Consider the following 20197-nt stretch of genomic DNA (forward strand, 5'->3'; position numbering starts at 1 on the left):
TTGCCGAATTAGTTTATGGACAGCCTCAGCTGTCCATCTGCACTAAAACTGCACCGGGTGCCGCACGCGTTTGGCTTTGCCAAACGCTTTCGCGCACGCGCACTTAAGATGGATTAGGAATCCATCTTAAGTGCGGAAATAAACGCCTCCTGAGGGATATCCACCTTCCCGAACTGGCGCATCTTCTTTTTCCCCGCCTTCTGCTTGTCCAGCAGTTTGCGTTTCCGGGTGGCGTCGCCTCCGTAGCATTTGGCGGTCACGTCCTTGCGCAGGGCGGACAGGGTCTCGCGGGCGATGACCTTGCCTCCGATGGCGGCCTGGATCGGGATTTTGAACATGTGGCGCGGGATCAGGTCCTTGAGCTTTTCGCACATCGCGCGGCCCCGCATCTCGGCCCGGTCGCGGTGAACCATGGTCGACAGCGCATCGACCGGTTCGTCATTCACAAGGATCGACATCTTGACCAGCGCGTCTTGACGGTAGCCGGTCATCTGGTAGTCGAAGCTGGCATAGCCCTTGGTCACCGATTTCAGGCGGTCGTAGAAGTCAAAGACGACCTCGTTCAGGGGCAGGTCATAGACGACCATGGCGCGCTGGCCCGCATAGGTCAGGTCCATCTGGATGCCGCGGCGGTCCTGGCAGAGTTTGAGCACGTCGCCGAGATATTCGTCGGGCACCAGAATGGTCGCCTTGATGCGCGGTTCCTCAAGATGGTCGACCTTGGACAGGTCGGGCATGTCGGCGGGGTTGTGCAGCTCGATCATCTCACCGTCTTTCATGTAGACGTGATAGATCACGCTGGGCGCGGTGGTGATGAGGTCGATATCGTATTCACGCTCGATCCGGTCGCGGATGACCTCGAGGTGCAGCAGGCCAAGGAAGCCGCAGCGGAAGCCAAAGCCAAGCGCGGCCGAGGTTTCCATTTCATACGAGAATGAGGCGTCGTTCAGCGCCAGCTTTTCGATCGCGTCGCGCAGGTCTTCGAATTCGGCGGAATCCACCGGGAAGAGGCCGCAGAACACCACCGGCTGCGCGGGTTTGAAGCCCGGCAGTGCAACTTCGGTGCCGTTGCGGTCATTGGTGATGGTGTCGCCGACGCGGGTGTCACGGACCTGCTTGATCGAGGCGGTGAGAAACCCGATTTCGCCCGGGCCGAGGCTGTCGATCATCTGCATTTGCGGGCGGAAGACACCGACGCGGTCGACATGGTGCAGGGTGCCGTTCGACATGAACTTGACCCGCATCCCCTTTTTCAGCGTGCCGTCCATGATGCGGACCAGAACAATGACGCCCAGATAGGCGTCGTACCACGAATCCACCAGCATCGCCTTGAGCGGCGCGTCCAGAGTGCCCTGCGGCGCGGGCAGTTTGTGCACGATCGCTTCCAGCGTCTCGTGGATGCCCTGCCCGGTCTTGGCGCTGACCTGAATGGCGTCGCTTGCGTCGATGCCGATCACGTCCTCGATCTGTTCGGCCACGCGGTCACAGTCGGACGCGGGCAGGTCGATCTTGTTCAGGACCGGCACGATCTCATGATCGGCGTCGATGGCCTGATACACGTTCGCCAGCGTCTGCGCCTCGACCCCTTGGGTCGAGTCCACAACCAGCAGCGAGCCTTCGACGGCGCGCATCGACCGGCTGACCTCATAGGCGAAATCCACGTGGCCGGGGGTGTCGATCAGGTTCAGCACATAGGTCTCGCCATTATCGGCGGTATAGTCGATGCGAACCGTGTTGGCCTTGATGGTAATGCCACGCTCGCGCTCGATATCCATGCTGTCGAGCAGCTGTTCCTTCATGTCACGATCCTGCACTGTCCCGGTCTCTTGGATGAGCCGGTCAGCAAGGGTGGATTTGCCATGGTCGATATGCGCGACGATGGAGAAATTGCGGATATGAGCGAGGTCTGTCATGGAGTGGGGATATGCGTCGGAAATGGGCTGTGGTCAATGGTTCAAGATGATCTGCCGCGACCAATACAACTTCATTGCCAATCGCATACAAATCGCTTCAAGGATTGTACTTAGCACCAAACTTGATGCAGGAGATAAACTTGCATTGCGGCGAAATACCGTTTCAAGGCCAATGCGCTCGCTGAAGGGCCTGCATGTTGGATGTAAAGCACTGATTGTACGTATACTCTGAAGCAAGCTCCACATCCCGGATGTCAAGAATTGAACGCGCAACGTCGCCTTCAATGCGATCACTCGACCAATAGTCTTCATTGGCGATCAAGCTCTGTAGCGGGCTTCTTGGAGAATAAGGTGAGGCGAGCAACGCAGCAGCAGTAACCGTACAATCGGCGACCTCATCCGCACAGTAAATGCTACAAAAGTTACGAATGGGGGTCCAGGCCACTATCTCTGAGCTAAGTTTCGTTGCTTTTTCCCTGATGCCGGCGTCACTAATCAATTCTCTTGGAGTAAATAGGCCCCAAGCTAGTTCGGAAGATAAGAAGCGATCATCTCCAGTATTCAGCCAAGCGAGCGATGCCGAACCTCCCAGATTGGAACCCTCCGAATTATGTTTCTGCAGGTACAATGCCCAGAACAAAAAGACACTGGCGTCTTGGGGCAGTTTGTGGTCGAGGCCTTGCAAAACCTCAACCAAATCAGCCCCTTCACCATCGTAGAGCATAGATTGCGCTGCAAGCATCGCGGTAATTGGTTCACCAAGTTCGACCAACACTGCAATCGCAGGAGCTTTATTCTCGAATTTGGCAACTTGTAGCAGGGCAAGGGCCAGAGGCTCGGAGTTTTGCACTTCCGTTAGCCATGATTTGCCCGACAGACCACCAGGTTTTCGCAGTAGAGCTATGCGATCCTTGCGATCCATTTCGGACGTCACATGCGCATGAAAACTACTTCGACTTGCGATGTTCGCCAGCAATATTTGAGCTGCAGCATTTCCATTTTGGGCCTGAGCAGAAAGGCTTTGCAATGCAGCCAGATCTTCGCCACCCAACCAAGCTAGAACCGCTTCTTTGAATTCCGGCGCGTCTTGACCTTGCAAAGAGGGCACTTCCGACAAAGCCACCATTGGATAAAACCAAACTGCGGCTGACAGAATCAGCTTTTTTATCGAAATCACTGCCCTACCCCTTGTATTCGCCGCTCAAATTCGCTTCCGGCATTTCCCGATGCGCGGCTTTTGTCCTCGTCAAATCAACACCGTTTGATTTGCCTGTCAAAACAATTGATCCGCGCGCCCGTTTGATTCATACTCCGCCGCAGACCGAGAGGGGCGCAAGACCCGTCCGGGCAGGCAAAAACGAGGCTCGAGTATGAAACAGTTCCTCATTATCGCATTTTGTGCGGCATCGCTGACGGCGGTGGCTCAGGTCGCGGATGCGGCGCAGATCAGGCAGGCGTGCATGGCGTCGGACCGCTCGGCCGCGACGCGGGACCGGTGCAGCTGCATTCAGCGCGTGGCGGATCAGGCGTTGACGCGCAGTGATCAGAAAACCGTGGCGAGATGGTTCAAGGACCCCCATCAGGCGCAGGTGTTGAAGATGTCGAAATCCGCGCGCGATGATGCGCTGTGGGATCGGTACCAGAACTTTGGCCAGATGGCGCAGGCGATCTGCAGCTAACCCGTTCTGAATGCTTGACCTGATCCACGCTGCGCCCCAGAAAGGCGCAGCGAAAGGTGTATTGCATGGTAATGAAAGGGCTGACCCTGCGGGGCCTTGAAGTGTTCGAGGCATTGGCGCGGACGGGATCGGTGGCGCAGGCTGCCGAGATCACAGGGCTCAGCCAGCCATCCGTTTCGCAGCAATTGCGCAATCTGGAAAACGCGCTGGGGACCGAACTGGTCGATCACGGGCGGCGACCGATGCGGCTGACGCAGGCGGGGCGCAGTTTCCTTGCGCGGGCCGAGGCGGTTCTGTCCGAGCTGCACATGGCCCAGAGCGAGCTGTCGGTCATGGATCTGGGCCATCTGACCACGCTGTCGATCGGGCTGATCGACGATTTCGACAATGATCTGACGCCGCGGCTGGCCACCTTGCTGGCCGACAGCCTGACCCGGTCGAAATTCAAGCTGATCACCCTGTCGAGCCTTGATCTGTTCGAGGCGCTGGCCGAGCAGCGCCTGCATATGGCGGTCACCGCCCATAGCGGCGAAGTGCTGGAGGGGGTGGTCGAATACCCGCTGGTCCACGATCCGTTCATTCTGGTGGCCCCACAGGGATCGGGGGGCGTCGAGGCCGTGCAGGAGCGGCTGCCGTTTCTGCGCTATGCCCGCGAGCAGCTGATCAGCCGCCAGATCGAGGCGCATCTGGCGCGCCGGTCGCAGGTGTTCGAGGAACGGTTCGAGATCGGCTCGCACATGGCGCTGATGGCCATGGTGGCGCGGGGTCTGGGCTGGGCCATCACGACGCCGCTGGGCTTCATGCGCGCGGCGCGGTTCCATGAGGGGCTGGAGGCGCACCCTGCCCCGTTCGGGGAGTTCTCGCGCAACATATCGCTGCTGGCGCGCACCGAGTGGTCCGATCAGGTCCCGCAGGAGGTTGCGGGCATGACCCGGCGTCTGATGCAGAACCAGATCGTGGACCCGGCGGTTGCCAAGCTGCCCTGGCTGAGCGGCCAGTTGCGGGTGACCGGCGGCTAGGTGTCCAGATGGGCGGCAAGCCCGTCAACTGCGGCTTCGATCAGGTCCAGCGCGCCGTCGAAATCCCGCGTGAAATACGGATCGGGTACGTGATCGGCACCGGTCTGAGGCGCGAAGTCCGTCAGCAGGCGAACCGGCGTGCCGTTGCCCGGTGGGCGCAGGTCTTCGATATCGGCGATGTTTTGGGCATCCATGCCGATGATCAGGTCGAACCGGTCGAAATCCGCGACGGTGAACTGGCGCGCGCGCAGGTCGCCGAGGTCGATGCCTCTGCGGATTGCGGCCTTCTGCATCGGGCCATAGGGCGGATTGCCCGTGTGCCAGCCCATGGTTCCGGCACTGTCGGTTGCATGATGCGGTGCGCGGGCGCGAAAGACGCCCTCGGCCGCGGGAGAGCGGCAGATATTGCCCAGGCAGACAAAGAGGATACGGTGTGTCATGGCCAAGGTGTAACGCGCGGAGGGGATATGGAAAAGATCGTCATTCTGACCGGGGCAGGGATTTCGGCTGAAAGCGGGCTGAGCACCTTCCGCGACGAAGGCGGGCTGTGGGCGCAGCACCGGATCGAGGATGTGGCCACGCCCGAAGGTTTTGCGCGCGATCCCGCCTTGGTGCAGGGGTTTTACAATGCACGCCGCGTTCAGGCCGCCGCTGTGAAGCCCAATGCGGCCCACATGGCGCTGGCGCGGTTGCAGCAGGGCTGGCCCGCAGAGGTCGTGATCGTGACCCAGAACGTCGACAGCCTGCATGAAGCGGGCGGTGCGACGGGTGTCATCCACATGCATGGCACATTGGCGGGAGCCCTGTGTTCCGGATGTGATCATCGCTGGCCCGCCCCGCCCGAAACGGCCGTCGCCGAGCCCTGCCCCGCCTGCGGCCAGCCCACCGCCCGGCCCGATGTGGTCTGGTTCGGCGAGATGCCTTATTACATGGACGACATCTACGACCACCTTGCCAGCGCATCGATCTTTGCCGCCATCGGCACCTCGGGTCAGGTCTATCCGGCGGCGGCCTTTGTCCACGAGGCGCAGGCGGTGGGCGCGCGGACGGTCGAGATCAATCTGGAGCCGACGCCCGGGCCGTCGGGCTTTGATGAGCGCATTGTCGGCAGGGCATCCGAAACGGTTCCGCGATGGGTCGGTCAGCTTCTTGCGGGATATTCTTAAGCTACAGACAACGCTGGCTTAATTTGTGTACACTATCTGCGATAGCGACTGGAGGACACGCCATGACTGATCAAGACCCCCGCACCGGTGAAATCCTGGATGACGGCAGCATGGCCGGGCGTGACATGCTGGGGGAACAGCTGTCCAGCCTGTGGTGGACTTTTCTGCTGCGCGGGGTGCTGGCCGGGCTTGTCGGTATTGCAGCGCTGTTCTGGCCGTCTGGCAGCATCGCGCTGCTGCTGCGGCTGGTCGGTGTGTTGCTGATCCTCGACGGTGGGCTGACGCTTTTGGGTGTTGGTCGTCGCGGGGTGCTGGGAGGTGCTGCGATCAGCGCGCTTCTGATCGGGCTTGTCCTGCTGATCTGGCCGGAAGGCACGGTGAAACTGGCGTTTTTCCTCATGGGCGCATGGGCACTGATCATCGGGATCGGATCCCTGGCGGCTGCCGGGCAGATGCATGCAAGTGACCCGCAACGCGGTTCCATGCGCGTCTCGGGATTTGTCGCGCTTGTCGTCGGGCTTGTCCTGATGATCTGGCCGGCGGTGGCGCTGGTTGCGCTGGGATGGGGTATCGCATTCTCGGCGCTGGCCATGGCCGCTGTGATGTTCTGGCTGGCCTCTCGGTTTCGGCAGGCGGGCGACCGCGTCGGTATGAAAACCATCAACAAGTAGCTCTATCCGCAGCCGCATGGAAATCAGGCCGGGCAAAGCCCGGCCTGACGCATGGATGAGGGCCGCAGCGCGGCCCGAAGACAGGCGCTGCCCTAGTTCGAATGTGATCCGTGGCCGCCTTTGTCCTGACGTTCCAGATCGACGGGAATCTCGATCTCGACCTCGCCTGCCTTTTCAAAGATCAGCGTGACCGGCACCATGGCGTCCTGTTCGAACGGGGCCGTCAGCCCCATGAACATCACATGGTCGCCGCCACGTTTCAGCATGTGGGTTTCACCGGCCGGAATGGCAAAGCCTTCTTCGACATGCACCATCTTGGCTACGCCGTTTTCATCGACCTTGTGGGTGTGCAATTCCACACGCGCTGCCGCGTCCGAGGTTGCACCGATCAGCCGGTCATCGGCGTCGCCCTGATTGTGGATCATCATGAACGCGGCTCCGGCGATGGCGGTCTTGCCCGAGGAGCGGGCATAGGCGTCGTCAACCTTGATGGGGCCTTCGGCAAAGGCGGGGATGGCCAGCGACACGGCGGCCAGAGTTGCAAGCAGAGTGGTTTTGAGGGACATCGTGCCTCTCCTGTATAAAGGTTTGAAAAGGGTGGGTTTCAAACGCTGACAGGAGGCGCGCGGGCCGGGGTTGCGGGAACCGGCAGGGCGATCTGGTTGCCCAGATGCCGCAGCGGTGACGGCTGCGCCTGTTCCGGTGCGGCTGGCAGTGCCGGTTCGGCAACTGCAACGGCCCCCAGCAGGGATATCGCGTAGTCCGGGCAATAATGCGGCGGTACAGTCGGTTGCCCGTTTTCGTCCATATAGACGACGACCGGACCGGTGCCCGTACACAGCACCATCTGGCCCACGGCCTTGTCCATGCCGCGCGACATGGCCAGCCCCTGCCCGGTCAGAACCAGCAGCAGGGACAGCGCATAAGGCAGAAATCTGGTAACAACAGGTCTCATCCTGACCCAGCTATAGGTCAGCAGCGGGAAAAGCTTCAAGCGCCAAAGGGTCGCGCTTGAAGCTGATTTTCAATAATCCAGTCCGGGTCTTTTCACCCTGTCTGTGGTGAAGCTGGTATGGGACCGGTTCACCCAGCGCTGCATCCGCGTGCAGGTTGCAATCGCCTTGCGGAATACCGCGGCCAGAAACAGGAAAAGATAAAAACTTTTTAACGTCATAATGTGGCCCCCGCCTGATGAATGACAGTGACGTTAGGTCAGATTCGCAATCCTGTATGTGAAGAAGTTCACCAATGGCGAAAAATTAGTTCCAGATTGAGAACAATGGGGGCCGAAAGGGGCTGGCCCAACAGAAAAGGCCCCGCACCGAGAGGGTGCAGGGCCTGAAATTCTGTTGGTTGAAAGACCTTAGGCCGAAGCTTGCGCCTTGGCGATTTCTTTCTTCACTTTCAGAGCGTTTGCCGACAGCTCATCATCCTTGGCTTTGGCTAGGAACGCGTCCAGACCACCGCGGTGGTCAACCGAACGCAGCGCAGCCGCCGAGATGCGCAGCTTGACGCCACGGCCCAGAGTTTCGGACTGCAGGGTAACGTCATTCAGGTTCGGCAGAAAACGACGACGAGTTCTGTTTTTGGCGTGGCTGACATTGTTGCCAGTCATCGGGCCTTTTCCGGTCAGTTCGCAACGGCGCGACATGGTTTCTTCCTTTGTTTCTGGAGGCCGGGCTGGATACCCGCGGCCAAATCACAAGGGGCGCAACCCGAAGTCGCGCCCGAAAACTGGTTGGATGCGTGTAGTGGGAATCGCGCGGGGGGTCAAGACGGGCTGCGCGAAATCTTTCAATTTGCCTGCCATGCAGGAATGGCCCGGATGGGCCATGCCGTTGGCAAGAGTATTTGGCAAAAGGTGAAACGGCCATGACGGCCCTTCAGCCGAGCGTGTCCAGAAGCTGACCGGCAGCGACCGCCGGGCTGAGTCGCCCTTGCGAGACTTCGTCGTTCAGGCGCTCCATCTCGGCGCGGGCCTGCGGTGTGTCGAGGCGGGCGAGAAGGGCGTGGCGGACCTCCTGATCGAACCAGTAGCGGGCCTGGGCGGCGCGGTTTGCCTCCCAGATACCGGTGTCGCGGCGCCATTGGGTCAGGGTTTGCATTTCGTCCCAGGCCTGTTCCAGCCCGTGTTCTTCGACAGCGGAAACGGTCATCGCCTTGGGGAAACCTTCGGGATCCTGCGGGCGTTTGCGCAGCAGCCGCAGGGCGCCGGCATAATCCGCGCAGGTGCGGGTGGCAGTCGCTTTCAGGTCGCCATCAGCCTTGTTGACCAGAATGATGTCGGCCATTTCCATGATGCCGCGTTTGACACCCTGCAACTCGTCCCCGCCCGCCGGGGCCAGCAGCAGCAGAAACAGGTCTGACAGTTCGGACACCACCGTTTCCGACTGCCCCACGCCCACGGTTTCGATCAGCACCACGTCATAGCCTGCGGCCTCGCACAGGGCGATGGCCTCGCGGGTGCGGCGGGCGACCCCGCCAAGGTGGCTCTGGCTGGGAGAGGGTCGGATGAAGGCGTTCTGTTCGCGGCTCAGGCGTTCCATCCGGGTCTTGTCGCCCAGGATCGAGCCGCCCGAGCGGGCCGAGCTGGGGTCGACCGCCAGAACCGCAACGCGCAGCCCCTGCCCGGTCAGCATCATGCCAAAGCTTTCGATGAAGGTGGACTTGCCCACACCGGGCGTGCCGGACAGACCGATACGCATCGCCTGACGCCCCGAACCGGCAAGCTGTGCCAGAAGGTCGCTGGCCTGTGCCCGGTGATCGGCGCGGTTGCTTTCAACAAGGGTGATTGCACGCGCCAGCGCCCGACGCTCGCCCTTCAGAATTCTGTCGCTCAGGCTGTCTGTCTGCATTCTTGTCCCGATCCTAGAGGCAGGAACAGTTGCCGTGCTTGGAGGGTGTTTGTCCAGACCGGAGGCGGCAGGAAATGCGAAGATCGCGCAGCCTGCGTCATTTCGTGCGGGGCGATTTACTGATGTGAGCGCGGAAACTGGACGCCACCTGCGGGATCGCGGATAAGGGCCGGATGACCCTACGCCTGCCTATAGACGATGCCATACCCGGCCTGCTGGACACCCTGCGGGCGCAGGGCCGTGCTGTGCTGCAAGCACCGCCCGGTGCGGGCAAGACCACGCGGGTTCCGCTGGCGATGCTGGAGGCGGGTCTGTGCGGCGGCAGGATCGTGATGCTGGAGCCGCGGCGGCTGGCGGCACGGGCCGCGGCAGAGCGGATGGCAGAGACGCTGGGAGAGCGCGCGGGCCAGAGTGTTGGCTACCGCGTGCGGGGCGATGCGAAAGTGTCAAAAGACACAAGGATCGAGGTGGTGACCGAGGGCATTCTGACCCGAATGCTGCAATCGGACCCTGACCTGCCGGGCATCGGGGCGGTGATCCTTGATGAATTCCACGAACGCTCGCTAAACGCGGATCTGGGGTTGGCCCTGTGCCTTGAGGTCACGGGCGCGCTGCGGGACGACCTGATTCTGCTGGCCATGTCGGCCACATTGGACGCGGACCCGGTGGGGCGCCTGATGGCCGCGCCGCTGGTTACGTCGGAAGGCCGGAGTTTTCCTGTCGAGATGCGCTTGCTGGACCGGCCCTTGGGGCCTCAGGCACGGCGGCTGGATGCATTGGTCGATCTGGTCGTTGAGGCCGAGCGCGAGACCCGCGCCATCGGTGGCGGAATCTTGGTGTTTCTGCCCGGTGAAGGTGAAATCCGGCGGGCTGAAGCAGCCCTGACCGGACGCCTGCCCGCCAGTTGCACGGTGCGCCCGCTGTTCGGAGCCATGCCCTTTGCGGCCCAGCGCGCAGCGATTGCCCCGGTTGAGACCGGGCGCAAGGTGGTGCTGGCGACGTCGATTGCCGAAACCTCGCTGACGATCCCCGATATCCGGGTGGTGGTGGATATGGGGCAAGCGCGGCGGGCGCGGTTTGATCCGGGCTCGGGCATGTCCCGGCTGGTGACCGAGCGGGTGACACGGGCCGAGGCCACGCAACGCGCGGGTCGTGCGGGCCGTGTGGCAGAGGGGCTGTGTTACCGGCTGTGGTCAAACGGGGAGGATGGCGCGCTGGCCGCGTACCCGCCTGCCGAGATTGAAGCCGCCGATCTGACCGGGCTGGCGCTGGAGCTGGCGCTGTGGGGCGCGGATGCCGCCGATCTGGCCTTTCTGACCCCGCCACCCGAAGGCGCGATGGCCGAGGCGCGCGCCCTTCTGGCGATGCTGGGCGCGCTGGACGGCAAGGGGCGGATCACCGAACACGGGCGGGCGCTGGCGGCGCTGCCGTTGCATCCCCGGCTGGGGCATATGCTGGTGCGGGCCGGACCGAGTGCCGCGCCTTTGGCCGCCTTGATGGCCGAGCGCGACCCCCTGCGCGGCGCGCCGGTGGATATCGCCTTGCGGCAAGAGGCACTGCGGGATGTGCGCACCTTTCAGCGCAACCGGGTCTGGCAGGTGAACATGGGCGCCGTGGATCGGATCAATGCCGAGGCCAAGCGGTTGAGGAAACAGGCCGGAAGCAAGACGGATGATCTGAGCGCTGCCGCCATGGCCGCCCTCGCCTATCCCGATCGTATCGGACAGCGGCGCAAGGGCGATGCGCCGCGTTATGTGTTGTCGGGGGGCAAAGGTGTCGTGCTGGACAGCGGCGATTCGCTGGCGGCGGCGCCTTTTCTGGTTGTCACCGACACCGATGGAAACCCGCGCGAGGCAAAGGTGCGGATGGCCACCCAGATTTCGGAACGCGAGATCCGCGAACTGTTCGCCGACCAGATCCATTGGGCCGAGGTTTGCGCCTGGTCAAAACGTGAGCGGCGGGTTGTGTCACGACAGCAGGAGCGGTTTGGGGCGATCACGCTGGACGACCGCATCTGGAAGGATGTCCCGGACGCGGCCGTGGCGCGTGCGATGCTGGACGGGGTGCGCGATCTGGGATTGCGGCTGGACGGGGCCGCCGCACGGCTGGCCGCGCGGGTGGAACTGGTGCGCGCCGACGGGGTGGACCTGCCCGACTTTTCGGTCGAGGGTCTGATGGCCGAGCTGGACGACTGGCTGTTGCCGATGCTGTCCGGTGTCAAAAGCGCGGAGGACTGGAAACGGTTCGACCCGCTGCCCGCCTTGCGCGCGCGGCTGGACTGGACCCAGTCCCAGGAACTGGACCGGCGCGCCCCGGGATCGTTTGAAACACCCCTGGGGCGCAAGGTACCAATCGATTATGGCGCGGCGGTCCCCGAAATCTCGGTTCGGTTGCAGGAGCTGTTCGGAGTGACCCGGCATCCGGTGGTTGGCGGACAGCCCCTGAAGATTACGCTGCTGTCCCCGGCGCAGCGCCCGATCCAGATTACCCGCGATCTGCCGGGGTTCTGGGCCGGGTCTTATGCGGATGTGCGCAAGGATATGCGGGCGCAATACCCCAAACATCCATGGCCCGAAGACCCGACACAGGCCGACCCGACTCTGAGGGCCAAACGCAGGCAGGAATAGACCCATTGCCGTGTTGCTTCCGGCAAGCGGCTCAGGCTTTCGGGGCTGTTGCACGAAATCTCACAAATCACAGTAAATTGACCGAAGAACCGGTCATAATCAGAAATAAGCGGACATTTCATTGAAGTCTGGCATTATTGTTGTTACGTCACACAGGTTTCGAAGACAGAAACAGGATTTGAAGACATCTCATGAGTGCTTGGCTGCGAAATATCTGGGAAGAGGTCGGACGCCCCTTGTTCCTGCGTCCCCAAAGGGTGCAGTTTGCGGCCCTGTGTACACGCAGGCATGAGGATCAGGACGAGGTTCTGCTGATCACCAGCCGCGAAACCGGGCGCTGGATCATCCCGAAGGGCTGGCCTGTCAATGGTCTGGACGGGTTGGAGACGGCCCTGCTGGAGGCGTGGGAAGAGGCTGGCGTGCGTGCAGAAGCGGTCGACAAGGAGCCCATCGGCCAATTCACCTATGACAAGATCTTCAAGGGGGGATCGGCACAGTCGGTCCTGACCCGCGTCTACCGGGTTTCCGTGCGAGAACTTGCCGATGATTTTCCCGAAGTGGATAAGCGCAAACGTCAGTGGTTTTCACCGGCAGAAGCCGCCAAACGGGTGCAGGAGCCCGAGTTGCAGGCGCTGCTGCGACAGATGTAGCCGTTTCGCAACAATTTGATGGCTGCGCGCTTGCCCCTGAACCGGGAAACCGTTAGCTGCGGGCGATCTGCGAAACTTTGACCAAGCCCATGTCTGACACAAATTCAAAACCGCGCTGGCAGTCGCTTGACAGCGACCTGCAACGCATCTCGCGCGTAGAAATCGCCAATCTTCATGTCGCCCGCCCGCTGCTGGCGCCGGGAATTGCACTGGCGTTCATGGTGCTTTCCGGATTGATGGCGGCGGTGCTGTTCGGTCGGGCCGACGGCACCTATATCGTCGTGGCTGCCGCCGCGTTCGGAGCCTATATGGCGATCAACATCGGTGCCAATGACGTGGCCAACAACATGGGTCCCGCGGTGGGTGCGAACGCGCTGACCATGGGCGGTGCCATCGTGATCGCCGCCGTTGCCGAAAGCGCGGGCGCTTTGCTTGCGGGAGGCGATGTGGTCTCGACCATCTCGAAGGGGATCATCGACCCGGCCTCGGTGCAGAACAGTAACGTGTTCATCTGGGCCATGATGGCGGCGCTGATCTCGTCCGCCATGTGGGTCAATCTGGCGACCTGGATCGGCGCGCCGGTGTCGACAACGCATTCGGTTGTTGGCGGGGTCATGGGCGCGGGGATTGCCGCTGCCGGGCTGAGTGCGGTGAGCTGGGGCACGATGGGCGCGATTGCGGCCAGCTGGGTGATATCTCCGGTTCTAGGCGGCGTGATTGCGGCGGCATTCCTGGCGCTGATCAAGACCAAGATCCAGTATCAGGACGACAAGATCGCCGCCGCGCGGCGTTGGGTGCCGATCCTTGTGGCGGTGATGGCGGCAGCGTTCGCCACCTACCTGTCGGTCAAGGGTCTGAAGCGGATCGTGAAGATCGAATTGGAGGTGGCGCTGCTGATCGGTCTGGGCAGCGGTGTGCTGGTCTGGGCGCTGACGGTTCCCTGGGTGCGTCGCAAGTCCGAGGGGCTGGAGAACCGGACCCGGTCGCTGAAAACCCTGTTTGGCCTGCCATTGGTGATATCGGCCGCGTTTCTGAGTTTTGCCCATGGCGCAAATGATGTGGCCAACGCGGTCGGCCCCCTGGCGGCGATTGTCCACGCGGCAGAGTTCGGGGATTTCGCCCAAAAGGTTTCGATCCCGTTATGGGTGATGATCATCGGCGCGTTCGGGATATCGTTCGGTCTGTTCTTGTTTGGGCCCAAGCTGATCCGGATGGTCGGCAGCCAGATCACCAAGCTGAACCCGATGCGGGCGTTTTGCGTGGCGTTGTCAGCGGCGATCACGGTCATTGTCGCCAGCTGGCTGGGCTTGCCGGTCAGTTCCACGCATATCGCCGTTGGCGCAATTTTCGGCGTCGGGTTCTATCGTGAGTGGCAGTCGGATCGCAGGCGGAAACAGAACAATGGGCGAAACGCGACAGCGCAGAAGCTGGCCCCGGAAGAATACCGGCGGCGCAAGCTGGTGCGGCGGTCGCATTTCATGACGATCATTGCGGCCTGGGTCGTGACCGTGCCTGCCGCAGCCGCCATGTCGGCCGTGATTTTCTGGATATTGACCAGATTCGTCTGACGACTGCGATCAAAGCCTGATCTGTTCCGGGGACAGCGGATGATCGGGCGCGTGTTTGATCAGGTCTGACACTTTCGTGCAAAGGGGGGTGGGCACCCCGGTTTCATGCCCCAGCCGAATGATATGGCCCTGAAGGCTGTCAATTTCCGTTTGCCGCTCGGCCATCAGGTCATAGGCCATCGAGGTCCGGGCGGTGGGATCGATGGTGAGCATCCGCGCTGCGATCCGGCTGAACAAAGGTGTCGGCAGCCGCAGGATATGCGGCGTCATCCACGCCGGAAGCGGCGTTGTCGAGGCCACCGGATGCCCGGCCGCCTTGAGAACCAACAGCGCCTCGGCCATCTGGTCGGCCATGAGGTTGCGCCAGTCACGGCTGAGCAGCTGATCCACAAGCGGCAGGCCCGACAGCGCGTTCAGCGCATTGTTCAGATTGATCACCAGCTTGCCCCATTGCACCGCCTCGATCCGGTCAGTTGCGATAACGGGCAGGTCCGGGCTGCTGAGGGCGGTGGCCAGATCGCCGGGGCCGTTCTGGATGACAATTTCGCCTGATGTGGCCCGGTGATAGGTGGCGGGGCCGTTCGGGACCACGTTAAAGGGGACCATACCCGCGCGCACATCCCGACCGGGCAGCGCCTTGCGCAGGGTTGCCGCGTTCTCGATCCCGTTTTGCCAGGACAGGACGGGCGCGTCCCGACAGGCGGCGTCCGCGATGTGACCGGCCATATCCGCCGTCGCCCCGGATTTGACGGTGACAATGACCAGCTCGGCTTGATCCAGGCAGGCAGGATCGGTGCTGAGTGTCAGGGCTTCCGCCGCAACATGGGCATTGAGGCCATCGTAATCCGTGACCGCCAGCCCATGTTCGCGGATCGGGTCCAGTACACGGGCACGCCCCAGCAAGGTCACCGCATGCCCTGAGCGGGCCAGTAAACCGCCGCAGTAGCAGCCGATGCTGCCCGCGCCTGCGATGACAAGTTTCATGATACCCCCTCTGGTATACCAGAAAGGATCACCGCAAACGGACGGTTACACAAGCCCACCCGGCCCCGACGCCGTACGCGGGCGGGCCAGCCGGGGCTTAGTACGCTCAAACTGTTCTGAAATGGCGATAAATTCGCGGTCATCCCCTGCCGGAAGGTGGAAGGCGCCATTGACCCAATCGGCGCTTTTCCACTCATGAATCGCCGTCTCGATCTTTTCTTTCGAGGATGAGACGAAGTTCCACCAAATATAGCGATCCTTATTCAGGGTCGCGCCGCCCAGCAGCATCAGCCGCGCACCCTGCGGGCCTGCCCGGGCCGATAGCCTGTCACCGGGGCGGAACACCATCATGCGGCCTTCGTCGAACATGTCGCCTGCAATCTCGATCGATCCTTGCGTGACATAGACACCGCGATCCTCGTGGTCGTCGGGCAGCGGGAAGGACGCGCCGGGGGCAAGCTGAACATCCAGATAGAAGGTCTCGGACAGCATCGTCACGGGGCTGGTTTCGCCATAAGCGTTGCCGAGGATCAGCCGTGCGCTGACGCCCTTGTCTTGGATATGGGGCAGCGCGCCTTGCTTGTGGTGTTCGAACTCGGGGGCCATATCCTCCTGCGCTTCGGGCAGGGCAAGCCAGGTCTGAATGCCGAACAGCTTGTGGCCTTTGCCGCGCGTTTCTTCGCTGGTGCGCTCGGAATGGGTCACGCCACGGCCTGCAACCATCCAGTTGACCTCGCCGGGATAAATCATCTGGTGAGTGCCGAGGCTGTCGCGATGTTCGAATTCGCCCTGATAGAGGTAAGTGACGGTTCCCAGCCCGATATGCGGGTGCGGTCGCACGTCAATGCCACCTTCGGTGACGAATTCTGCCGGGCCGACCTGATCGAAGAAGATGAATGGGCCAACCAGTTGGCGTTTGACCGAGGGCAGCGCGCGGCGCACCTCGAACCCGCCCAGATCGCGGGCGCGGGGAATGATGAGTGTTTCCAGCGCGCCGTTTTCAGCTGCGTCGGGGGTGTGGGACGGGTTCCAGCTCACATTCGTATCCTCGGCCTTTTTGATCATCCAAAGCAGGTCTGCATTCGCTAAGTCAAAATATATGCAGGCCCGGGCCCGGCGTCAGTGCAGCCCTGCACGGGGGACGTGCATATTTGCGGCATTCGCGCGTGGTGGTGCATATTGATATAACCCCTAACTAGGGATAAATGATTGCCATGACACACGAGACTCAAAACCGAGAAAATCAGGCCCTGGTATTGGCCCTGTTGCGCAGCCAGCAGTTGTTCATGCGTGCCATGGGACCGGTGTTTCGCGCCGGGGGTCTGACGGCACCTCAGTGGGATGCGCTGGAGACCCTGAACACCAAAGGTGCGCTGTCGATCAATGACCTGTTGCGCCTGACGCTGTCCACATCCGGCAATCTGGATGTTGTCGTCAAAAACCTGATTCAGGCCGGTCTGGTGGAGAAGACCGTTGATGAAACCGACAAGCGCGCCCGCGTTTTACGCCTGACAGAAGCCGGAAAACAGAAAGTGGCCGCGTTCATGCCCGTCCACAATCAGGCGCTGGAGCAGATATTCGGACGCCTGAGCACCGAAACCAGACGCGAGACAATCAGAACGCTCAACCAGCTTCGCAAAAAGCTGCCCCAACCACAGAAAGGCGAGACATGACCAACAAAACCTTCCTGACCGCGCATGGTGTGATCTACATGTTTTTCGCATTGGCGCTTTTATTTGCGCCAACCATCCTTTGGCCCAATTATGGACTGCAACTGAACGATCGGTATGCCGTGTTTCTGTCGCAGCATAATGCGATCTTTCTGGGTGGCATCGGCCTAATCAGCTTCCTGTTTCGAAACACTGAAACCGGTACCGAGACGGCACAGAACATCCTGAAAGGTCTGATGGGGACCAACATATTGGGCGTTGTCATCACGCTTTATGCCTGTCTGACCGGGGTGTTCACCGGCTTTGGCTGGTCCGACCCCATCTTCTTTGCGCTGCTTGCCATTCTGAGCTTTGTGCAGCTTGGCAAGAACCGCTGATCACACCCCCTACCCCCCTGAACGTGGAGCATTTGACCATGAGTACGATGAAAATCTGGGATCTGCATCTGGCCTATGACGGACCCGTAACCGCAGAGTTTCTGGCCGGAACAAAGGAACTGGCTGAAAGCATCGCCCAGGAACCCGGTGTCGTCTGGAAGATCTGGACTGTCGAAGAAGGCACGAACCATTTCGGATCGACCTATCTGTTTCGCGATCGCGCCAGTCTGGAGACCTACAAGGCGATGCACCTGAAACGCCTTGAGGCCATCGGGGTCGCAGTGACCTCGGATCATGTCTTTGATATCATGGAAGACCTCAGCGCGATCAACAACGCGCCGATACACGGCTGACGGACCCGGAGAGTACCCGCGCCATCAACCTGCCAGGCGCTTTGCATAGGTGGCGCGGGTCATCTCGACATCCTGCACGGTGATGCTGCCGACCTCGGGCATGGTCTGGGCCAGAACGTCCAGAATGATGGCGTTAAGCTCGGCCCGTGTGGCCTCATCCCGGCCGCGCATCAACAGCAGCGTGGCATGCACGAAGGTCTGCGGTTGCGTGCCGATGAAGGAATAGGCAATTGGTGCGGCGCGGATCTTGAGCGCTGAGGCGTCGATTTCATCATGTTTTGCGAGAACAGTATGCAGCCGCTCGCATATCATCTGGAAATCATGAGTGTCGTCCAGAGATTTGGAAAATTCCAGCGTGACGTGAGGCATTGAATGCTCCGGAGGTCATGAGAGAGCCTGATGGCCCTCTCGAAACTGCAAGTTGATCCTAAACGCCAAGACACCAGCGCATTACGGCCTTTTGTGCGTGCAGGCGGTTTTCGGCCTCATCGAAGATGACCGAGTTCGGGCCGTCCATGACCTCGGAGGTTGCTTCTTCCTCACGATGCGCGGGCAGACAGTGCATGAACAGCGCGTCGGGTTTGGCATGTGACATGAGTTCCGCGTTGACCTGATAGGGGCGCAGCATGTTGTGGCGGCGTTCCTTGGCGGATTGGCTGTCATGCATCGAAACCCAGGTGTCGGCAACCACCAGATCCGCGCCCTCGACCGCTTTGTGCGGGTCCCGTTCGATGACGACTCTGGACCCCTTCTGGCGGGCAAACCCCATGAATTCTTCTTCGGGGTCAAGCTGGGCCGGGCCACTGAAGGTCAGATCGAAGCCGAACTGACCGGCGGCGTGCAGGAAGGAGGCGCAGACATTGTTGCCATCGCCGGTCCAGACCACTTTCTTGCCCGCAATGGGGCCGCGGTGTTCCTCGAACGTCAGCACGTCGGCCATGATCTGGCAGGGATGGGTACGATCGGTCAGGCCGTTGATGACGGGCACGTCGGAATATTCGGCCATTTCGGTCAGGATGGTCTCATCGAAGGTGCGGATCATGATCATGTCGACATAACGCGACAGCACACGGGCGGTATCGGCTATGGTTTCGCCGTGACCCAGCTGCATGTCCTTGCCCGACAGCACCATGGTCTGGCCGCCCATTTGGCGTACACCGACGTCAAAGGACACGCGCGTCCGGGTCGAGGGCTTTTCGAAGATCAGCGCGACCATGCGGTCTTTCAGCGGCTGTTCGTCGTCAGGGGCGGCCTTGGGACGGCCCAGACGCGCCTGTTTCATCGCGCCCGCCTGATCGATCATGGACCGCAACGCGGTGGCATCGGTTTTGTGGATGTCGAGAAAGTGATTCATATCGCTTCGCTTTTGGCTGGTCGGGCGGTGGGGGCCAGCCCCCACACCCCCGGAGTATTTGGGAAAAGATGAAGCTCAGGCAGTTGCGAGCTGGGTTTCGATCTGATTGGCGGCCTTTTCGAGGCGGATCATGGCCTGGGCGATGTCATCCTCGGTCAGGGTCAGGGGGGGCAGCAGGCGGATGACGTTGTCGGCGGCGGGGACGGTGATGACCAGATTGTCATAGCCCGCATTGACCACATCTATATTTGGCGCCTTGCATTTCAGGCCGAGCATCAGGCCCGATCCGCGCACCTCTTCGAAGACCTCGGGGTGATCGGCGACCAGGCCTTCGAGTTTCTGGCGCAACAGGCCAGCCTTGCGGTTGACACCTTCGAGAAAGGCGGGTGTGGCGACCTGGTCGATCACCGCACAGCCCACGGCGCAGCCCAGCGGGTTGCCGCCATAGGTGGAGCCATGCGTGCCTGCGGTCATACCGGATGCCGCATCTTCGGTTGCCAGCACGGCACCGAGAGGGAAACCGCCGCCGATGCCTTTGGCGACCATCATGATATCCGGGGTGATCCCGGCCCATTCATGGGCGAAGAGCCTGCCGGTACGACCGACGCCGCATTGCACCTCGTCCAGGATCAGCAGCAGACCGTGTTCGTCACAAATGGCGCGCAGGGCCCTGAGTTCGGCGTCAGGCACGGGGCGGATGCCTCCCTCGCCCTGAATCGGTTCGATCAGGATGGCTGCGGTATCTTCGGTGATGGCGTCGGTGACACCGTCGAGATCACCGAAGGCGACGTGGACAAAGCCCGGCAGAAGCGGGCCAAAGCCTTTGGTCATCTTCTCAGACCCGGCCGCTGCGATGCCCGCCGACGACCGGCCATGGAAGGAGCCGTCGAAGGTGATGATCTCAACCCGTTCGGGCTGGTCTTTGTCATAGAAATACTTGCGGGCCATTTTCACGGCCAGTTCACAGGCTTCGGTACCGGAATTCGTAAAGAATACCGTATCCGCAAAGGTGTGTTCGACCAGCTTGTCTGCCAGTGCCTGCTGTTGCGGGATGTTGTAGAGGTTCGAGACATGCCACAGCGCGTGGGCCTGTTCCGTAAGGGCGGCCACCAGTGCCGGATGGGCGTGGCCCAGTGCGTTCACCGCGATCCCTGCGCCAAGGTCCAGAAAACGTCGGCCATCCGCCTCGGTCAGCCAGGCGCCTTCGCCCTTTACAAATGACAGGGGCGCGCGGTTATAGGTCGGCAGAACGGACGGGATCATGGGATCATCCTTTTCGGGTCGTTTGAGCCTCGTGAGTGATACACGAAG

The 20197-nt window shown here is 61.4% G+C and carries 23 protein-coding genes; 10 read left to right on the forward strand and 13 right to left on the reverse strand.

Annotation, left to right across the window (positions count from 1 at the left end; all coding sequences use genetic code 11):
• Nucleotides 1–113: 113 nt before the first annotated feature.
• A complete protein-coding gene (gene lepA, locus ACR0DY_RS16150) occupies nucleotides 114–1913 on the reverse strand; it encodes a translation elongation factor 4 (RefSeq protein WP_209598132.1) in 1800 nt (599 codons plus the stop codon).
• A gap of 163 nt (nucleotides 1914–2076) precedes the next feature.
• Nucleotides 2077–3090, reverse strand: coding sequence for a hypothetical protein (locus ACR0DY_RS16155; protein WP_480898713.1), 1014 nt, complete (start codon nucleotides 3088–3090; stop codon nucleotides 2077–2079).
• Nucleotides 3091–3283: 193 nt separating this feature from the next.
• On the opposite strand from ACR0DY_RS16155, the gene ACR0DY_RS16160 reads away from it, so the two are divergent.
• Both ACR0DY_RS16160 and ACR0DY_RS16165 read left to right on the forward strand, forming a co-directional pair.
• Nucleotides 3284–3592: a hypothetical protein gene (locus ACR0DY_RS16160; RefSeq protein WP_480507844.1), complete on the forward strand. Its 309-nt coding sequence runs from the start codon at nucleotides 3284–3286 to the stop codon at nucleotides 3590–3592.
• Nucleotides 3593–3657: 65 nt separating this feature from the next.
• Nucleotides 3658–4611, forward strand: coding sequence for a LysR family transcriptional regulator (locus ACR0DY_RS16165; RefSeq protein WP_480484520.1), 954 nt, complete (start codon nucleotides 3658–3660; stop codon nucleotides 4609–4611).
• Here the strand turns inward: ACR0DY_RS16165 and ACR0DY_RS16170 are convergent.
• Nucleotides 4608–5051: a low molecular weight protein-tyrosine-phosphatase gene (locus tag ACR0DY_RS16170; RefSeq protein WP_480546383.1), complete on the reverse strand. Its 444-nt coding sequence runs from the start codon at nucleotides 5049–5051 to the stop codon at nucleotides 4608–4610. The genes ACR0DY_RS16165 and ACR0DY_RS16170 overlap by 4 nt on opposite strands.
• Before the next feature lie 27 nt (nucleotides 5052–5078).
• Between ACR0DY_RS16170 and ACR0DY_RS16175 the strand changes: the two genes are divergently transcribed.
• On the forward strand, nucleotides 5079–5777 hold the full coding sequence (locus ACR0DY_RS16175; protein WP_480898716.1) for an NAD-dependent deacylase: 699 nt from the start codon (nucleotides 5079–5081) through the stop codon (nucleotides 5775–5777).
• A gap of 62 nt (nucleotides 5778–5839) precedes the next feature.
• Nucleotides 5840–6448, forward strand: coding sequence for an HdeD family acid-resistance protein (locus ACR0DY_RS16180; RefSeq protein ID WP_480484523.1), 609 nt, complete (start codon nucleotides 5840–5842; stop codon nucleotides 6446–6448).
• A 92-nt stretch (nucleotides 6449–6540) separates the two neighbouring features.
• On the opposite strand, the gene ACR0DY_RS16185 is transcribed toward ACR0DY_RS16180, so the two are convergent.
• The 5 genes from ACR0DY_RS16185 to meaB all read right to left on the reverse strand — a co-directional run bounded on the left by ACR0DY_RS16185 (nucleotide 6541) and on the right by meaB (nucleotide 9303).
• Entirely contained in the window at nucleotides 6541–7014 is a 474-nt protein-coding gene (locus tag ACR0DY_RS16185; RefSeq protein ID WP_209505710.1) for a copper chaperone PCu(A)C, read from the reverse strand.
• A 38-nt stretch (nucleotides 7015–7052) separates the two neighbouring features.
• Nucleotides 7053–7403, reverse strand: coding sequence for a hypothetical protein (locus tag ACR0DY_RS16190; RefSeq protein WP_480484524.1), 351 nt, complete (start codon nucleotides 7401–7403; stop codon nucleotides 7053–7055).
• 69 nt (nucleotides 7404–7472) lie between these two features.
• The gene (locus ACR0DY_RS16195) at nucleotides 7473–7622 is read right to left on the reverse strand and encodes a hypothetical protein (RefSeq protein WP_480484525.1); all 150 of its coding nucleotides are present in this window, start codon (nucleotides 7620–7622) and stop codon (nucleotides 7473–7475) included.
• Between the two features lie 189 nt (nucleotides 7623–7811).
• Nucleotides 7812–8099, reverse strand: a complete 288-nt coding sequence (gene rpmB, locus ACR0DY_RS16200) for a 50S ribosomal protein L28 (RefSeq protein ID WP_008756960.1) — start codon at nucleotides 8097–8099, stop codon at nucleotides 7812–7814.
• Between the two features lie 232 nt (nucleotides 8100–8331).
• Nucleotides 8332–9303, reverse strand: coding sequence for a methylmalonyl Co-A mutase-associated GTPase MeaB (gene meaB / locus ACR0DY_RS16205; protein ID WP_480560337.1), 972 nt, complete (start codon nucleotides 9301–9303; stop codon nucleotides 8332–8334).
• Nucleotides 9304–9476: 173 nt separating this feature from the next.
• Here meaB and hrpB point away from each other — a divergent pair, with 173 nt between their 5' ends.
• The 3 genes from hrpB (at nucleotide 9477) to ACR0DY_RS16220 (ending at nucleotide 14148) form a co-directional block, all read left to right on the forward strand.
• Nucleotides 9477–11930, forward strand: coding sequence for an ATP-dependent helicase HrpB (gene hrpB, locus ACR0DY_RS16210; RefSeq protein WP_480546393.1), 2454 nt, complete (start codon nucleotides 9477–9479; stop codon nucleotides 11928–11930).
• 191 nt (nucleotides 11931–12121) lie between these two features.
• Nucleotides 12122–12580 (forward strand): NUDIX hydrolase, encoded by a 459-nt coding sequence (locus ACR0DY_RS16215; RefSeq protein ID WP_480473641.1) that lies wholly within the window; start codon nucleotides 12122–12124, stop codon nucleotides 12578–12580.
• Between the two features lie 89 nt (nucleotides 12581–12669).
• Nucleotides 12670–14148, forward strand: a complete 1479-nt coding sequence (locus tag ACR0DY_RS16220; protein WP_480546395.1) for an inorganic phosphate transporter — start codon at nucleotides 12670–12672, stop codon at nucleotides 14146–14148.
• Nucleotides 14149–14157: 9 nt separating this feature from the next.
• On the opposite strand, the gene ACR0DY_RS16225 is transcribed toward ACR0DY_RS16220, so the two are convergent.
• Both ACR0DY_RS16225 and ACR0DY_RS16230 read right to left on the reverse strand, forming a co-directional pair.
• Complete coding sequence (locus ACR0DY_RS16225; RefSeq protein WP_480546397.1) at nucleotides 14158–15132, reverse strand: 2-dehydropantoate 2-reductase; 975 nt, start codon at nucleotides 15130–15132, stop codon at nucleotides 14158–14160.
• 45 nt (nucleotides 15133–15177) lie between these two features.
• The gene (locus tag ACR0DY_RS16230; protein ID WP_480546452.1) at nucleotides 15178–16170 is read right to left on the reverse strand and encodes a pirin family protein; all 993 of its coding nucleotides are present in this window, start codon (nucleotides 16168–16170) and stop codon (nucleotides 15178–15180) included.
• A gap of 176 nt (nucleotides 16171–16346) precedes the next feature.
• Between ACR0DY_RS16230 and ACR0DY_RS16235 the strand changes: the two genes are divergently transcribed.
• The 3 genes from ACR0DY_RS16235 to ACR0DY_RS16245 are packed head-to-tail and all read left to right on the forward strand — an operon-like array spanning nucleotide 16347 to nucleotide 17532.
• Nucleotides 16347–16805 carry a MarR family winged helix-turn-helix transcriptional regulator gene (locus ACR0DY_RS16235; RefSeq protein WP_480473645.1) on the forward strand — a complete coding sequence of 153 codons (459 nt, stop codon included), beginning with the start codon at nucleotides 16347–16349 and terminating at the stop codon, nucleotides 16803–16805.
• Complete coding sequence (locus ACR0DY_RS16240) at nucleotides 16802–17179, forward strand: hypothetical protein (protein ID WP_480484531.1); 378 nt, start codon at nucleotides 16802–16804, stop codon at nucleotides 17177–17179. Before ACR0DY_RS16235 ends, ACR0DY_RS16240 begins: the two co-directional genes overlap by 4 nt.
• A 38-nt stretch (nucleotides 17180–17217) precedes the next feature.
• Complete coding sequence (locus tag ACR0DY_RS16245) at nucleotides 17218–17532, forward strand: monooxygenase (protein WP_480473648.1); 315 nt, start codon at nucleotides 17218–17220, stop codon at nucleotides 17530–17532.
• Between the two features lie 24 nt (nucleotides 17533–17556).
• Here the strand turns inward: ACR0DY_RS16245 and ACR0DY_RS16250 are convergent, their stop codons facing one another.
• The 3 genes from ACR0DY_RS16250 to ACR0DY_RS16260 all read right to left on the reverse strand — a co-directional run bounded on the left by ACR0DY_RS16250 (nucleotide 17557) and on the right by ACR0DY_RS16260 (nucleotide 20149).
• The gene (locus tag ACR0DY_RS16250) at nucleotides 17557–17901 is read right to left on the reverse strand and encodes a 5-carboxymethyl-2-hydroxymuconate Delta-isomerase (protein ID WP_480484532.1); all 345 of its coding nucleotides are present in this window, start codon (nucleotides 17899–17901) and stop codon (nucleotides 17557–17559) included.
• A gap of 58 nt (nucleotides 17902–17959) precedes the next feature.
• Entirely contained in the window at nucleotides 17960–18886 is a 927-nt protein-coding gene (gene argF, locus ACR0DY_RS16255) for an ornithine carbamoyltransferase (RefSeq protein ID WP_480473650.1), read from the reverse strand.
• A 75-nt stretch (nucleotides 18887–18961) separates the two neighbouring features.
• Nucleotides 18962–20149 carry an acetylornithine transaminase gene (locus ACR0DY_RS16260; RefSeq protein WP_480539536.1) on the reverse strand — a complete coding sequence of 396 codons (1188 nt, stop codon included), beginning with the start codon at nucleotides 20147–20149 and terminating at the stop codon, nucleotides 18962–18964.
• Nucleotides 20150–20197 lie beyond the last annotated feature (48 nt).

The sequence above is a fragment of the Ruegeria sp. O6 genome (genome assembly GCF_056535045.1).